Genomic DNA, 13,686 nt, shown 5'->3' with positions numbered 1-13,686 from the left:
AAGGCGCAAACGAGCGCCCTGACCGAGGCGTCTACATCTGCCAGAGCACTGTTTCGTGCCGCATGGACACACTCTCTGGCGCGATTGCCACCATGAGCGCGGCGGCACAATCGGCGCTTTCAAACGCCTTGGCCGCGGCTGCGGCAGCCGCTGCATCGGACCAGACGACATAGTCGGTCCAGCGGCCATCGGCGCCCAGACTGAGCCTGCGATGCTGAAAGCCCGGCAGCCCGCGCACAAAGCGTTCGGTATCCTGGCTCAGGGTGACGAATTCGGCCTCGGTCACGCCGGGCGCCAGTGCGAAGGTGACGATTTCCGCGGTTTGTTTCATGGTCTGCTTTCCTTGTGTCCATGTTGCGATAGGCTGGGTCTATTCCCCTGCAACTGACATAAACCTGTCAGTTGAGTGTCGCCGTCCCGGCGCTTTGTCGTTTTTTCGGGTTTTCCGTGGCCTGCTGGACCCTGTCCAGCTTTGCCGCGCGAGATCAGAAGAGTAGACCGGGGCAGAGACATTTGCGCGGGCCGGCAGGCCCCAACGAGATCAAGGAGAGATCACATGCTCAACAATATCGGTCTTCCCGGCCTTCTGCTTATCGCCGTTGTGGTGCTGGTCCTGTTCGGACGCGGCAAAATCAGCTCGCTCATGGGCGAGGTCGGCAAGGGCATCACCGCCTTCAAGAAGGGCGTCAGCGACGGCAGCAAGGAGTTGGAGGACGACGCAGCCCAGGTGGCCAAGGACGTCACCCCCGAGGCCGACAAGGACAAGGCATAACCGCGCATGTTCGATCTGGGCTGGAGCGAGCTTCTGGTGATCGGCGTCGTGGCGCTGATCGTCGTGGGGCCAAAGGACCTGCCGGTATTGTTCCGCAATATCGGGCGCTGGGTCGGCAAGGCCCGCGGGCTGGCACGTGAATTCAGCCGGGCCATGAACGATGCCGCCGACGAGGCGGGGGTCAAGGATATCTCCAAGGGGCTGAAGGCGGCGACCAACCCTGTCAGCACCGCGATGGACGGGGTGCGCAAGGCGGCCACCGATTTCAAGACCGATCTGGACCCCACCAAATACGACCCTGACAGCGAAACCGGCAAGCTGGCGACGGAGCGGGCCGAGCAGGCAAAGAAGATACAGGCCGCCACCGCGCGCGTCGCTGCCGAGCGGCGCCTGCGCGAGGCCACGGCCGAGCTTGAAAAGGCGCAAGAGGCCGAGGCGGCGTTGAAACCCGGAACCGAGACATGAGCAAGACAGACGAGATCGACGATTCCTCAGCCCCGCTGATCGAGCATCTGGCCGAATTGCGCACCCGGCTGATCCGGGCGGTTCTGGCCTTTATCGTGGGGATCGTGCTGGCCTTTACGGTGGCAGAGCCGATCCTGCAGTTCCTCTTGGCGCCGATCGAGGCAACGCTGCGCGACTTGGGCGATCCGTCGCCCACGCTGCAATATACCTCGCCGCAGGAATATCTGTTCACGCTGTTCCGCATTTCGATGGTGTTCGGCTTTGCGCTGTCCTTTCCTGTGATCGGCTATCAGCTGTGGCGCTTTGTGGCGCCGGGGCTGTACCGGTCCGAAAAGGGTGCGTTCCTGCCGTTTCTGATCGCCTCGCCCTTCATGTTCCTGCTGGGGGCGTCGTTTGCGCAATTCGTGGTCACGCCGCTGGCGATGCAGTTCTTTCTGGGCTTTGCCGATGTCAGTTCGATCTTTGCCAACCTGCTGACGGGGGGCGGCGGCACGGTGCCCTCGGATGTGGCGGTGGTTCCTGAAACCTCCGAAGGGGTCAAGATTACCTTCTTCGGTAAGGTCAACGAATCGCTCGATATCACGCTGAAATTCATCATGGCCTTTGGCCTGTGCTTTCAGTTGCCCGTTCTGTTGACGCTGATGGGCAAGGCCGGACTGGTCAGTGCCGAGGGGCTGGGCAGCGTGCGCAAATACGCCATGGTGGCGATCCTGACCCTGGCCGCGCTGGTAACCCCGCCCGATGTGGTCACCCAGATCATCCTGTTCACCGTGGTCTATGGGCTTTACGAGATTTCGATCTTCCTTGTGGCGCGGGTGGAGAAGAAACGCGAGGCGCAGTTGCGGGCCGATGGCTATTACGACGACGAAGAGGCGTTCGACGATCCGTTGATGGCCGAGTTCGACCAGGACGCGCGCGAAGAGGATGCGCGCAAGTAGGTCTCTCACTTTACCGAGACCGTGAAAACCGATGAAAAGGCGCGCTTGTGACGGCGCGCCTTTTCAGTTCCCAACCGGCGCGGTCGCGCCATCCGGATGCTGGGGCGCTGGCAGTTTTCCTGTCAACCACCAGGTCTCGACCAACCCCACACCGTCGATATTCACCCGTCCGCGCGGTTCGAACCCGTAACTGTCTGCCAGCATGTCCCGCACTGGCCCGGTGGCCTTTATGCGCCCTGGCTCTCCATGGCTTTCCATGCGGCTGGCGATATTCACCGTTTCGCCCCAGACGTCATAGAACAGCTTTTGATGGCCAATCACGCCCGCGACAGCCGGACCTGCTTGTAGGCCAATGCGGATATCGGTCCCGTCGGCAAAGGAACGGGCGACCTCAAGCATGTCGAGCGCATGCCGGCAACCCGGTGAGCAGGGTCGTCACAGGCGACCGGCAGGCCGGCGGCCACCATGTAGGAATCGCCGATGGTTTTGATCTTTTCCAACCCGTGTCGCTCGGCCAGGCTGTCGAATTCCGAGTAGATACCATTGAGAAAGTTGACGATCTGCTCTGGTGTCATCCGGGCCGCGCGTGGAGTGAAGGCGACAAGAACGGCGAGGGATCGCCACCAGCGGCAGTTTGTCGGCGCTCGTCGTGTCGGGATCCTGTTTCAGCCGCGCGGCGATCTGCGCCGGAAGCAGATTGCCCAGCAGCCTTTCCGAACGCGCGTGCTCGGTCGCCAGTTCGGCCCGTTGCGCCGCGACCTTGGCATAAAGGTCGCCCAGACGTTCGCTGGTGGCATTCTCGTTGCGGGCCAGTTCTCCCAGTTCGTCGCGATTGGCAACCGTGACCCGGGTCTCGAAATCTCCGCCAGCTATGGCCCGCAGCGTGCCGCCGATCCGCCGGATAGGCCAGACCAGCGAGCCTGAGATCGCATAGCCAAGCAGGACGGCGGCTCCGATCACGGCCAGGGCCGAGGCAATGACCATTTCGCGTGAGGATTCATAGGCAAGCGCCGTGGTTCGTGCGGTTTCGGCCATTTCCGCCTCGATCTCCTGCACCTTGGAATAGGCGCCCCGTTGCATGCGCAGCGCGATGGGCATGAACTCTTGCCGGGCAACTTCGCCCGCGGCCTTGTAATCCCTGTCTTCTCGCAATGTGCCCGCGCGCCGGGCGATTGCTTGCAAGCGCTTTGCATCTGCACGCAGGTCTGAAACCTCCCGATTGTCGGGTATCCCCGACCGCCCGAATGTGCGAAGCCCCTGACCCGTGTGAAGCACGAGATTGTTGGTCCCCTCGATGAGCAGAAAAGAGGTGTTGAGAAAGAAACCGCTCGCCCTTTGACGCTGCACGTCGTTGGGGTCGATGGCCATTGCCGTGGCCAGGGTAACCAGATCGCTCAGATAGACATGCTGATCGTTGAAAAAGGCGATGCGGTCCTGATCGTATAACAGCTTCTCCGTTCGGGCATTGGCCTGTCGTAGCGTCTCAAGCCCGACCCCTGCCAATCCGGCCAGCAGCAATGTTACCCCCAGAAACGCCGGCAGCAGCTTTGACCGGATCGAGAGGGATAGGCCGGCGATTGCCCGCACAAGGAAGTTTGGCCGGGCGCCCGTCTTGTCCGGGTCGTGATGCGGCGATTGCGGCAAATCCCTTCCGCCAGACGGTCATGACCGATCTAGCTAAGCACAGGTGGCGGATCCAGACAAACCTCGTGCTTGTGTGGCTCGTCAGATGCGGGGGCGTTTCGTCGTTTGTCAGAACCTGCGAACCGGGCGATCAGGCTCTTGCCGCGCGGTCGTGAACATGGTTTCTGTGCCAGACCGCAGGGAGGAGAGACATGGACACCGACGCGCTCAACCGCATTGCCGAAGCCCTCGAACGGATGGCGCCGGCGCCCTTGCGCGCGCCCGATTTCACTTGCACGCCCGCCTTTGTCTGGCATGTCTCCCCTGACCGGCTGGAGCCGGTGGCCCAAGTCAATCGGGTCGATCTCGACCTGTTGGTGGGTATCAACCGCTCGCGCGATACGCTGCTCGACAACACCCGTCGGTTTGCCTCTGGCCACGGCGCCAACAATGCCCTGCTCTGGGGCGCCCGTGGCATGGGAAAATCCAGTCTGGTCAAGGCGGTGCATGGCAGTCTTCAATCTGATTTCCCAGAGCTGAAACTGGTCGAACTGCAACGCGAGGACCTGCCTTCGGTCGCGCGCCTGCTCAACCACCTGCGGGCCGCGCCGCAACGTTTCATCCTGTTCTGCGACGATCTCAGCTTCAGCCATGATGACCAGCATTACAAATCGCTCAAGGCGGTTCTGGATGGCGGCATCGAGGGGCGGCCCGAAAACGTGGTCTTCTACGCCACTTCGAACCGGCGCCACCTGATGCCGCGCGACATGATCGAGAACGAGCGTTCCAGCGCCATCAACCCCTCCGAGGCGGTCGAGGAAAAGGTCTCTCTCAGCGATCGCTTCGGTCTCTGGCTGGGGTTCCATCCCTGCGATCAGGATGAATACCTGGCGATGATCGACCGGTACTGCGCCGCCTATGGGGTAAAGGTCGCTCCCGACACCCTGCGCGCCGAGGCGATCGAATGGCAGGCGACCCGCGGCGCCCGCTCGGGCCGGGTGGCGTGGCAGTTCTTCACCGATCTGGCGGGCCGTCAGGGCATCGCGCTGCGCTGATCCCTTTCATTCCGCCGCAAATACTCCCGCCGGAGGCGGACCCGTCCATAGGGCTCAGAGCAACGTCACGATTCGCGCTGCTTCGTCCGCACACGGGGTCAGCGCCGCGCGGTCCTCGCCTGGATGGAACCGGGCGCGCAGCGCGGTCGCCATCGGCGCCGGTTCTACAATGGTGACGCGCGGACCGGTGCGTTCGGTCTCTGCCGCCCAGCTTCGGGCCAGCGACATCTGCGCCGCCTTGCTGGCGCCATAAGCGCCATAGAACTTGGCACCGGCCTTGGGGTCGTCAAAGAACACCGCCTGTCCGGCCTCGCCCAGCAGCGGTGCCACATAGGGGATCAGGACCGAGGTCGCGGTGGCGTTCACCGCAATGGATTTGGTCCAGTCCTTGGGGTCGACGAATACTGCCGGGCTCAGGGGCGCTGCGTGAATCGCGGTGTGCAGCCACAGGTCGAGCCGCCCCCAACGGTCGTGGATGCCACGGCAGAGCGTTGCCATGGCGGCCGGATCGGTGATGTCCATCGGCGCCAGCGTGGCGCTGCCACCGCGGGACTTGATGCGGTCATCGAGTTCCTCCAGCGCGCCCGAGGTACGGGCGACCGCAACGATGTGGTGGGTGGGGGCCAGGGCCTCGGCCAGGGCAGCGCCCAGCCCGCGCGAGGCACCGGTGATCAGGGCCAGTTTGGTCTCTTGTGTCATGGCTGCGGTTTGACGGTGGCAGGCGGTCGCGTCAAGGGGGGATCAGCCGCCGGCGATATCGACCCGCCGGGTCCGGCCACCATGCCGCAACACCACACCCTCGGCGTCGATGCCAAGCACCTCACCCGCGCGTGTGCGGTCACCGGGAGAGACTTCCTCAATCTTGCCTCCCGGCAGCCGCACCAATGCGCGCAGATGGCCCGAAGCACCGAACACGCCCAGAACGGTCACGCCGTTCGCACGGATTTTCGCCGCCTGGGTGGCGGCCTCTTCGACGATTCCGTTTGCCATGATGTCTTCAGCCCATTTGTTCGACAGCGCGCTCTATCAGGGGACCGCCCTGGGCGAAAGTCGCCAATCCACGTCCCGGCAGTATCCCGCCGGTGCGGTGGCCAAGAAAATTCGGCGAATTTTCTTGGGCCGTTGCGCCCGGCCTATTCGGCGGCTTTCAGCGAAAAGCCCTTTTCGATCATGTCCGAGGGCCGAACCGGGTATTCGCCCGAGAAACAGGCGTCGCAATATTGCGGGCAGGCGCTGTCACGGCCATTTGTCTCGCCCACGGCGCGATAAAGCCCGTTGAGCGAGATGAATTTCAGGCTGTCCACCCCCAGATGGGTGCGCATCTCGTCCTCGGTCATGGTGGCGGCCAGCAGTTTCTCGCGCTCGGGCGTGTCGACGCCATAGAAACAGGGCCAGGCGGTGGGCGGGCTGGCGATGCGGAAATGCACCTCCTTGGCGCCCGCATCCAGGATCATGTCCTTGATCTTGCGGCTGGTGGTACCGCGCACCACCGAATCGTCGACCAGGATCACCCGCTTGCCGCGGATCAGCGCCCGGTTCACGTTCAGCTTCAGCCGCACGCCCATGTTGCGGATCTGCTCGGTGGGCTCGATGAAGGTGCGGCCCATGTACTGGTTGCGGATGATCCCCATCGCATAGGGAATGCCGCTTTCCAGCGAAAAGCCGATCGCCGCCGGGGTGCCGCTGTCGGGCACCGGGCAGACCAGATCGGCCTCGACCGGGCTTTCCTTGGCCAGTTCGCGACCGATCGCCTCGCGGGTTTCATAGACGCTGCGCCCGCCCAGGATCGAATCGGGGCGCGAGAAATAGACATGTTCGAAGATGCAGAACTTGGACGGTTGCGGGCGGAAGGGGAAATGGCTTTCGACACCGCTGTCGGTGATCACCACCATCTCGCCCGGTTCGATCTCGCGGATGAACTCGGCGCCGATGATATCCAGCGCGCAGGTTTCCGAGGACAGAACCCAGCCATCGCCGACCTTGCCCAGAACCAGCGGCCGCACGCCCAGCGGGTCGCGCACGCCAATGAGCTTGGTCCGGGTCATCGCCACGACCGAAAACGCGCCCTCGACCCGGCGCAGCGCGTCCTCCATCCGCTCGGGGATGGTGCGCTGCAAGGAGCGCGCCATCAGGTGGATGATGCACTCGCTGTCCGACGAGGATTGAAAGATCGAGCCGCGCTCGATCAGTTCGCGGCGCAGGGCATTGGCATTGGTGATGTTGCCGTTATGGGCAATCGCCGCGCCGCCCATGGCGAACTCGCCGAAAAAGGGCTGCACATCGCGGATCTGGGTCTGACCCTTGGACCCGGCGGTGGAATAGCGCACATGGCCGATGCCCAGCGGGCCGGGCAGGGTCTCCATCACCGATTGCGAGGTGAAGTTGTCGCGAACATATCCAAAGCGGCGGGCCGAGTTGAACCCCTGTTCGGGGTCATGGGTGACGATGCCGCCGGCCTCTTGTCCCCTGTGTTGCAGCGCGTGCAGGCCAAGCGCCACGAAACTGGCAGCGTCCTGAACGCCGATCACCCCGAATATCCCGCATTCCTCGCGCAGCTTGTCGTCGTCAAAGGGATGGGCAATGGGAAAGCGCGGGGCGGGCGTCTGCGGGCTTTGCACGGGGGCAGCTCCGATTCCGTTTCAGGTCAGGCCCCACATACTGCCTCTGGCCCCGGGTGTCACGAAAGGATCATAAATTCTTTCGTGACAGGCCGCGAGAAAACGGGTGCTTGCCCTTCCTGGTCACGCCGCCAGGTCGGGGGCCAGATTGCCACCGCTGCGCAGCATCAGCAGCGCGCGGGTCTGACCATAGTCGAGGCGATGGAAATGGCGGGCGGGGGTCTCGCCGGGCATCAGGATGCGGGCCCCGGTCTGGGCCCAGACCACCTCTTCCTCGGCAAAGCGCAGGTCATGGGCGGGCAGCGGCGCGGCGGGCCGCTTGTGAATGCCCGCGAACCCGGCCAGCGCCGCCACCGGGGCCAGCACGGTGGGCAGGCCGAACAGGCGGCGGCAGTCGGGGCCGTTCAGGGCCAGGAAATGCCCCTCGGGCAACAGCAGGTCCGAGCAGGTGCCCAGCGTGCCGCCGGGAATACACCAGAGCGGCGCGGGCGCGGCAGTCACCGCATGGGCAGCGGTGACCTTGCAGAACCCGCCGTCGATGGTGGCCACCCGGTCACCGGCGCGAATATCCTCGATTGTGGACCAGCCGGTTTCGGTTTCCAGCAGGGTACCGGCAGGCAGACCGGGAACCGGAGGCGTCAGGGCGGGGGCTACGGCGGCAAAGCGGGCAAAGGCAGTATCATGAGAGAGCAGCATCGGGGGTCCTCCTGTCGCTGACGTCTGTTCTGGACTGCCGCCAGAAGGGGGTCCGAATTCCGCCGAATTTTCGACACGATTAAGGCCAAATCCGAGAACCGTTGCCAGCGCCGGAACAGTCATGCCCCAGCTGCGGGATTCCCCCCATGCCCGAGAACGTGGGGTAATGTCCTGTTAACCAAGAGAAAGCCCGCGCGGCGTAGCCGGGCGGGCGTTCGAATGCGATTCGCGCCAGACGCGAACGGTTACTGGGCGCAGGTGCCGACCAGCCCTTCGTATTGCTGGGTGACCCAGCCAAGCGCGGCCTCAGGGTTCTGTTGCTCGATCTTGCCGGTCATCCGGGCAAAGACCTGGGCCGAGCGGCTCTCGTCGACGATGGTGAAATTCTGCCCGGTCATCACGGTGTCGTAGACAAAGAAGGCAATCGCCACCAGCAGCACGCCGCGCGCCACGCCAAAGATGAAGCCCAACCCTTGGTCCAGCCCGCCGAGAGCGGAACGCTGTACCAGCGACGAGAACAGCGGGGTGAAGAAGCTGACCACCACCAGCGCCAGAGCGAATACGGCGGCAAAGGCGGCAATCACCGACAATTCGCAACTGTCGGTCAGGAACTCGCCCACCACCGGCAATTCGCGGATAAGCGGCATCGCCTTGGGCGCAAACAGAAAGGCAAGTACCGCAGCCGCGATCCAGCCTGCGATGGCCATGGCCTCGCGCACGAAGCCGCGCGCATAGGCCAACAGCGCCGAAAGCACGATGATCAGGGCAACGACCCCGTCGATGATGGTGAAACCTTCCATGGCCCTCGCCTGTCCGTTCCTTGCTGCCCTTTGGGGGCGGTGTTATCCGGCTCCGAAGAACTCGCCGACAAAGCCGACCAGATCGGTGGGGCGGGTCATCGCCAGCCCCTCAAGGGTACCGGTCTTGCCGCCCGCCGGAGCGATGGCTGAGGTGAAACCAAGTTTTTGCGCTTCTTTCAACCTGTTTTCCGTCTGGCTTGCGGGTCGAAGCGCGCCCGAGAGGGAAATTTCGCCGAAAATCACCGTATCGCCGGGCAGCGCCCGGTCTTCGCGCGCGCTGAGAAGCGCGGCGGCCACCGCCAGATCGGCGGCCGGTTCCGAGATCTTCAGCCCGCCCGCCACGTTCAGATAGACATCGAGCCCGGCAAAGGGGATGCCGCAGCGCGCCTCGAGCACAGCGAGGATCATCGCCAGCCGCCCGCCATCCCAGCCCACCACGGTGCGGCGCGGCTGGCTGTGGGGCGAGGGGGCGACAAGGGCCTGCAACTCGACCAGCACGGGGCGGGTGCCTTCGATCCCGGCAAAGACCACGGAACCGGGGCTGGGGGCGCCGCGCTCGCTGAGGAACAGGGCCGAAGGGTTGGTGACCTCAGAGAGCCCGGCGCCGGTCATCTCGAAGACGCCGATCTCGTCGGCGGCGCCGAACCGGTTCTTGACGCTGCGCAGGATGCGGAACTGATGGCCGCGCTCACCCTCGAAATAGAGCACGGTGTCGACCATGTGTTCGACCACGCGGGGGCCCGCGATCTGGCCCTCCTTGGTGACATGGCCCACCATGATCACCGAGATGCCGGTGCGCTTGGCGAATGTGGTCAACTCATGGGCTGAGGCGCGCACCTGGGACACGCTGCCCGGTGCGCTGTCTACATTGTCGGCCCACATGGTCTGGATCGAATCGATGATGACTAGACCCGGTTTTTCGGCCTCGAGAGTGGTAAGGATGTCGCGCAGGTTGGTTTCGGCGGCCAGTTGCACAGGCGCATCCGCCAGCCCCAGTCGGCGCGCGCGCATGCGCACCTGGGCGCTGGCCTCTTCGCCCGAGACATAGAGGGTTTTCAATCCCTTGCGGGCAAAGGCGGCAACCGCCTGCAAAAGCAGGGTGGATTTGCCGATACCCGGATCGCCGCCCACCAGGATCGCCGAGGCGGGCACCAGCCCGCCGCCCAGTACCCGGTCCAGCTCGTCTATCCCCGACAGCGCGCGGGGCGGCGGGGTCTCTTCCGAGGCGAGATCGGTAAGCGTCACGGCCCGGCCCCGCTTGGCGCCGAGCGATGTCTTGGCCGGACCCACCGACAGGCCCGCATCCTGGGAGATGGTGTTCCATTCGCCGCAGCCTTCGCAGCGGCCCGACCATTTGGTGAAGGACGCTCCGCAGGCGGAGCAGGAGAAAGAGGGTTTTGCCATACGCGCTTAGTGCCCTGTCTTTGGCGACACCTCAAGAGCGGAGCGCTCCCGCCCCCCTCGGGCGCCCCTGGCGGGACGCCTGCGGGAGTTGGGCCGGGCGCCGCTGTCGCGGCGGTTTCTTGCGAGGCTCTGCCTCGCGCTCCGGGATATTTTGGGCAAGAGGAAGGGGTTATGGTGTTTGTTTTTGCTGGCGTTCGGTCAGCAGGCCCAGCGTGATGGACGCGAGGATGCAGGCGGTGAAGAGATAGAGGCCCCAGGCGACCTCGATGGTGGCATAGGAGATGCCCTTGGCCAGGGTGATGTAGAGCGCGATCAGGAAGATATCGGCCATGGCGAGCTTGCCCAGGATATGCAGCGCGGGTTGTGCCCGAGGATCGAGCAGGTTCCACTGGATCAGGGCGGTGCCTATGGTCTTGAGATAGGGCGCGAAAAGGGCGAATGCGGTGACGATCAGTGCCAGCGCCACATCCGAGGCCCAGAGGCTTTGCAGCCCGGTGATCACGCTGATCTCGGAAAGGCCGAAGATCGGCAGCAAACCCGCGCGCATCAGCGGTGCGAACCAGGCGATGGGATAGAGGATCAGCAGCGAGAGGGTGGCGAGGCGGAGGGGCAAGGGCGATTTGAGGCGGTGGTCCTGAAAATTCGTTGAATTTTCTGCTGGGCCGCTCACCGCACCGCCTCGATTGGCCCTTCCGCACGACCGTGGATGAACTGATCCAGATAGGGGTCGCCGCTATCGTCCATCTGCGCCACCGGGCCGGTCCATTGGATCACGCCGCCATGCAGCATCGCCACGTTGTCGGCAATCGCGCGCACGCTGGTCATGTCATGGGTGATGGTCATCGCGGTGGCGCCCATCTCGGTCACGATCTCTCGGATCAGCTCGTTGATCACGCCGGCCATGATCGGGTCGAGGCCCGTGGTGGGCTCGTCAAAGAAGATGATCTCGGGCTCGGCGGCGATGGCGCGCGCAAGGCCCACGCGTTTCTGCATGCCGCCGGAGAGTTCCGCCGGAAAGCGGTCGGCCACGTCGGGTTTCAGCCCGACACGGCGCAGTTTCTCGATGGCGATTTCTCGGGCTTCGGCCTGGGGACGCTTCAGCGAGCCGCGCAGCAGGCGAAAGGCCACGTTCTGCCAGACCGGCAGCGAGTCGAACAGCGCGCCGCCCTGGAACAGCATCCCGAACCGGGCCAGGAACGCATCGCGGTCGCTGGTATCGGCGGCATCTTTGCCATCGACATAGATCTTGCCGCTGTCGGGCTTGATCAGCCCCAGCACGCATTTCAGCGCCACCGACTTGCCGGTGCCCGAGCCGCCGATGATCACCATCGAGGTGCCGCGCGGTACATGCAGGTTCATCCCCTGCAAGACGTGGTTGGGGCCAAAGGCCTTGTGGACATTCTCCATCCGGATCATATCGAGAAGAACACCCCCGTCAGAACAAAGTTGGCCGCCAGGATCAGCACCGCCGCCGCCTCGACCGAGCCCTTGGTGGCACGGCCCACGCCTTGGGCGCCACGGCCCGAGTTCATCCCGTAATAACAGCCCATGACCGCCGCAATGACGCCAAACACCGCGCCTTTGACCAGCGACGAAACCACGTCGCGGGTTTCCAGGAAATCGACGGTGTTTTGCAGATAGGCGGCGGCGTTGAAGCCCAGATTCTGTACCGCCACGGTGTAGCCGCCCATGATGCCGATGATATCGCCGATGCCCACCAGCAACGGCACCGTGATCAGCGCTGCCAGAACCCGGGGCGCGGTCAGGTATTTCATCGGATGGGTCGACAGCGTTACCAGCGCGTCGATCTGCTCGGTCACCTTCATCGTGGCGATCTCGGCCGCGATCGAGGAGGTGACGCGCGCCGCGATCATCAGCCCCACCAGCACCGGCCCCAGTTCGCGTACCATGCCGATGGCGACGATCTGCGGCACCACCGCCTCGGCGTTGAAACGGGCGCCACCTGCATAGATCTGCAAGGCCAGCGCACCGCCAGTAAAGATGGCGGTCAGACCCACCACCGGCAGCGACAGCCAGCCGATATTCAGCAGCGCAACCGCCAGTTCGCGCGGGTAATAGGGCGGGCGCAGGATATGGCTGACCGCGTCGAGCGCAAACAGCGTCACCCGGCCAAAGCTGGCCAGAACCGACAGGACCAGCCGGCCCAGCCGCGCCAGGAGCGCAAGCGGGCTCATTCCGCGATGCTCTGCGGCAACAGGTCGGGGCGGCGCTGCAACTTGTCGCGGATCGATTCGACGGCGCGCTCGGCGCTGGCCGAGTGGCTGACATAGCTGCGGCGATACCGTCGGCCCATCGAAGTCAGGATTTCATAGCCGATGGTACCTGCGGCCTCGGCCAGATCATCAACGGTCTGAAGCCGGTTGAGCAGTTGCAGGCTGGCGGGTTCGTGTTCCAGTGCGCTGACATCGACAGTGATCAGATCCATCGAGATCCGGCCCACCAACGGGCAGGCGACCTTGCCAGCATAGAGCGTGATCCCGCGCCCCATGGCGCGATGCAGCCCGTCCGCATAGCCCGCCGCCACAGTGGCTATGCGGCACGCGCGTGGAGCGGTCCAGCTGTTGCCATAGCCCACCGTCTCGCCCTCGGCCACGTCGCGCACCTGAATCACCGGCAGGTCGAGGGTGACGACCGCCTTGGCCTCGTCGAACGGTTCGCCCCCATAGAGGCCGACGCCGGGGCGGCAGAGGTCAAAGTGATAATCCGGCCCCAGCAGGATACCACCCGTGGCCGCCAGTGAGCGCGGAACTTTAATTCCGTCCGTCATCTCTTTGAAAACGCGCAATTGCTCTCGGTTCATGTCATGGTCTGGATCATCGGCACAGGCCAGATGCGACATGATCAGAACCGGGTTCTGGCGCAGCGCGATCTCGCGCAGGTGTCTCCAGTCTTCAGGCTCCAGTCCCAGTCGGTTCATACCGGTGTCCAGCTGGATGCCAAAGCGGTGGCCCGGCAACTGCTCCACGTGGCGGAGCATCTGGTCGACCGAGTTGATCATCGGGGTCAGCCGGTTGGCGCGAAGAATGCCGGCGTCGCCTTCCATATGGCCCGAGAAGACACCGATCATCGGTTCGGGTCCGACCGCCTTGCGCACTGCGGCGCCTTCCTCGGCTGCGGCGACAAAGAACTTGCGGGCCCCGGCACGGGCCAGGCGGGCGGCGACGCGGCCAGCCCCAAGGCCATAGCCATCGGCCTTGACCACGGCGGCGGTCTCGGTGGCGGTGCGGGCATCCAGCGCCTGCCAGTTGTCGGCAAGCGCGTCGAGGTCGATGGTCAGATGTGCGGTACTCATGC

The 13,686-nt window shown here is 64.3% G+C and carries 16 protein-coding genes and 1 pseudogene; 4 read left to right on the top strand and 13 right to left on the bottom strand.

From position 1 onward, the window contains the following. Window positions 1–31 precede the first annotated feature (31 nt). Window positions 32–331 carry a hypothetical protein gene (locus AC2FL1_RS09855; protein WP_496876791.1) on the bottom strand — a complete coding sequence of 100 codons (300 nt, stop codon included), beginning with the start codon at window positions 329–331 and terminating at the stop codon, window positions 32–34. Window positions 332–556: 225 nt separating this feature from the next. On the opposite strand from AC2FL1_RS09855, the gene AC2FL1_RS09850 reads away from it, so the two are divergent. The 3 genes from AC2FL1_RS09850 to tatC are packed head-to-tail and all read left to right on the top strand — an operon-like array spanning window position 557 to window position 2,175. Then, window positions 557–772: a twin-arginine translocase TatA/TatE family subunit gene (locus AC2FL1_RS09850; protein WP_234221518.1), complete on the top strand. Its 216-nt coding sequence runs from the start codon at window positions 557–559 to the stop codon at window positions 770–772. 6 nt (window positions 773–778) lie between these two features. Further along, entirely contained in the window at window positions 779–1,237 is a 459-nt protein-coding gene (tatB, locus tag AC2FL1_RS09845) for a Sec-independent protein translocase protein TatB (RefSeq protein WP_234136189.1), read from the top strand. Continuing rightward, entirely contained in the window at window positions 1,234–2,175 is a 942-nt protein-coding gene (gene tatC / locus AC2FL1_RS09840) for a twin-arginine translocase subunit TatC (protein ID WP_496876790.1), read from the top strand. Before tatB ends, tatC begins: the two co-directional genes overlap by 4 nt. Window positions 2,176–2,238: 63 nt before the next feature. Here the strand turns inward: tatC and AC2FL1_RS09835 are convergent. Together AC2FL1_RS09835 and AC2FL1_RS09830 are read right to left on the bottom strand one after the other, a co-directional pair. Next, window positions 2,239–2,720 (bottom strand): annotated as a pseudogene (locus tag AC2FL1_RS09835) (adenylate/guanylate cyclase domain-containing protein); the annotation flags it as partial. Continuing rightward, window positions 2,611–3,159 carry a HAMP domain-containing protein gene (locus AC2FL1_RS09830; RefSeq protein ID WP_496876831.1) on the bottom strand — a complete coding sequence of 183 codons (549 nt, stop codon included), beginning with the start codon at window positions 3,157–3,159 and terminating at the stop codon, window positions 2,611–2,613. The pseudogene AC2FL1_RS09835 and the gene AC2FL1_RS09830, both read right to left, overlap by 110 nt. Window positions 3,160–4,010: 851 nt before the next feature. Here AC2FL1_RS09830 and AC2FL1_RS09825 point away from each other — a divergent pair. Further along, window positions 4,011–4,853: an ATP-binding protein gene (locus AC2FL1_RS09825; protein ID WP_496876789.1), complete on the top strand. Its 843-nt coding sequence runs from the start codon at window positions 4,011–4,013 to the stop codon at window positions 4,851–4,853. 54 nt (window positions 4,854–4,907) lie between these two features. Here AC2FL1_RS09825 and AC2FL1_RS09820 read toward each other — a convergent pair whose 3' ends face one another. The 10 genes from AC2FL1_RS09820 to alr all read right to left on the bottom strand — a co-directional run bounded on the left by AC2FL1_RS09820 (window position 4,908) and on the right by alr (window position 13,684). Further along, entirely contained in the window at window positions 4,908–5,552 is a 645-nt protein-coding gene (locus AC2FL1_RS09820) for an SDR family NAD(P)-dependent oxidoreductase (RefSeq protein WP_496876788.1), read from the bottom strand. Between the two features lie 42 nt (window positions 5,553–5,594). Further along, window positions 5,595–5,843 carry a hypothetical protein gene (locus tag AC2FL1_RS09815; protein WP_234183226.1) on the bottom strand — a complete coding sequence of 83 codons (249 nt, stop codon included), beginning with the start codon at window positions 5,841–5,843 and terminating at the stop codon, window positions 5,595–5,597. A 143-nt stretch (window positions 5,844–5,986) separates the two neighbouring features. Then, the gene (gene purF, locus AC2FL1_RS09810; protein ID WP_496876787.1) at window positions 5,987–7,471 is read right to left on the bottom strand and encodes an amidophosphoribosyltransferase; all 1,485 of its coding nucleotides are present in this window, start codon (window positions 7,469–7,471) and stop codon (window positions 5,987–5,989) included. Window positions 7,472–7,594: 123 nt separating this feature from the next. Then, entirely contained in the window at window positions 7,595–8,167 is a 573-nt protein-coding gene (locus AC2FL1_RS09805) for a Hint domain-containing protein (protein WP_496876786.1), read from the bottom strand. A 245-nt stretch (window positions 8,168–8,412) separates the two neighbouring features. Beyond that, window positions 8,413–8,967 carry a CvpA family protein gene (locus AC2FL1_RS09800; protein ID WP_234136195.1) on the bottom strand — a complete coding sequence of 185 codons (555 nt, stop codon included), beginning with the start codon at window positions 8,965–8,967 and terminating at the stop codon, window positions 8,413–8,415. A 42-nt stretch (window positions 8,968–9,009) separates the two neighbouring features. Further along, on the bottom strand, window positions 9,010–10,371 hold the full coding sequence (radA, locus tag AC2FL1_RS09795; protein WP_496828706.1) for a DNA repair protein RadA: 1,362 nt from the start codon (window positions 10,369–10,371) through the stop codon (window positions 9,010–9,012). A gap of 169 nt (window positions 10,372–10,540) precedes the next feature. After that, entirely contained in the window at window positions 10,541–10,984 is a 444-nt protein-coding gene (locus AC2FL1_RS09790; RefSeq protein ID WP_496828704.1) for a paraquat-inducible protein A, read from the bottom strand. Between the two features lie 53 nt (window positions 10,985–11,037). Next, window positions 11,038–11,787, bottom strand: coding sequence for an ABC transporter ATP-binding protein (locus AC2FL1_RS09785; protein ID WP_496876785.1), 750 nt, complete (start codon window positions 11,785–11,787; stop codon window positions 11,038–11,040). Further along, window positions 11,784–12,566, bottom strand: coding sequence for an MlaE family ABC transporter permease (locus AC2FL1_RS09780; RefSeq protein ID WP_234136200.1), 783 nt, complete (start codon window positions 12,564–12,566; stop codon window positions 11,784–11,786). Before AC2FL1_RS09780 ends, AC2FL1_RS09785 begins: the two co-directional genes overlap by 4 nt. Continuing rightward, entirely contained in the window at window positions 12,563–13,684 is a 1,122-nt protein-coding gene (gene alr / locus AC2FL1_RS09775; RefSeq protein ID WP_496876784.1) for an alanine racemase, read from the bottom strand. The genes AC2FL1_RS09780 and alr overlap by 4 nt, the downstream gene beginning before the upstream one ends. Window positions 13,685–13,686: the final 2 nt, after the last annotated feature.

This window comes from Ruegeria sp. YKSF070 (genome assembly GCF_059612725.1).
This window is presented reverse-complemented; position numbering and strand designations above follow the sequence as displayed.

Coding starts and splice junctions, on each gene's coding strand:
- AC2FL1_RS09855 (WP_496876791.1), bottom strand. CDS start 331: ATGAAACAAACCGCGGAAATCGTCACCTTCGCACTGGCGCCCGGCGTG.
- AC2FL1_RS09850 (WP_234221518.1), top strand. CDS start 557: ATGCTCAACAATATCGGTCTTCCCGGCCTTCTGCTTATCGCCGTTGTG.
- tatB (WP_234136189.1), top strand. CDS start 779: ATGTTCGATCTGGGCTGGAGCGAGCTTCTGGTGATCGGCGTCGTGGCG.
- tatC (WP_496876790.1), top strand. CDS start 1,234: ATGAGCAAGACAGACGAGATCGACGATTCCTCAGCCCCGCTGATCGAG.
- AC2FL1_RS09830 (WP_496876831.1), bottom strand. CDS start 3,159: ATGGTCATTGCCTCGGCCCTGGCCGTGATCGGAGCCGCCGTCCTGCTT.
- AC2FL1_RS09825 (WP_496876789.1), top strand. CDS start 4,011: ATGGACACCGACGCGCTCAACCGCATTGCCGAAGCCCTCGAACGGATG.
- AC2FL1_RS09820 (WP_496876788.1), bottom strand. CDS start 5,552: ATGACACAAGAGACCAAACTGGCCCTGATCACCGGTGCCTCGCGCGGG.
- AC2FL1_RS09815 (WP_234183226.1), bottom strand. CDS start 5,843: ATGGCAAACGGAATCGTCGAAGAGGCCGCCACCCAGGCGGCGAAAATC.
- AC2FL1_RS09805 (WP_496876786.1), bottom strand. CDS start 8,167: ATGCTGCTCTCTCATGATACTGCCTTTGCCCGCTTTGCCGCCGTAGCC.
- AC2FL1_RS09800 (WP_234136195.1), bottom strand. CDS start 8,967: ATGGAAGGTTTCACCATCATCGACGGGGTCGTTGCCCTGATCATCGTG.
- radA (WP_496828706.1), bottom strand. CDS start 10,371: ATGGCAAAACCCTCTTTCTCCTGCTCCGCCTGCGGAGCGTCCTTCACC.
- AC2FL1_RS09785 (WP_496876785.1), bottom strand. CDS start 11,787: ATGATCCGGATGGAGAATGTCCACAAGGCCTTTGGCCCCAACCACGTC.
- AC2FL1_RS09780 (WP_234136200.1), bottom strand. CDS start 12,566: ATGAGCCCGCTTGCGCTCCTGGCGCGGCTGGGCCGGCTGGTCCTGTCG.
- alr (WP_496876784.1), bottom strand. CDS start 13,684: ATGAGTACCGCACATCTGACCATCGACCTCGACGCGCTTGCCGACAAC.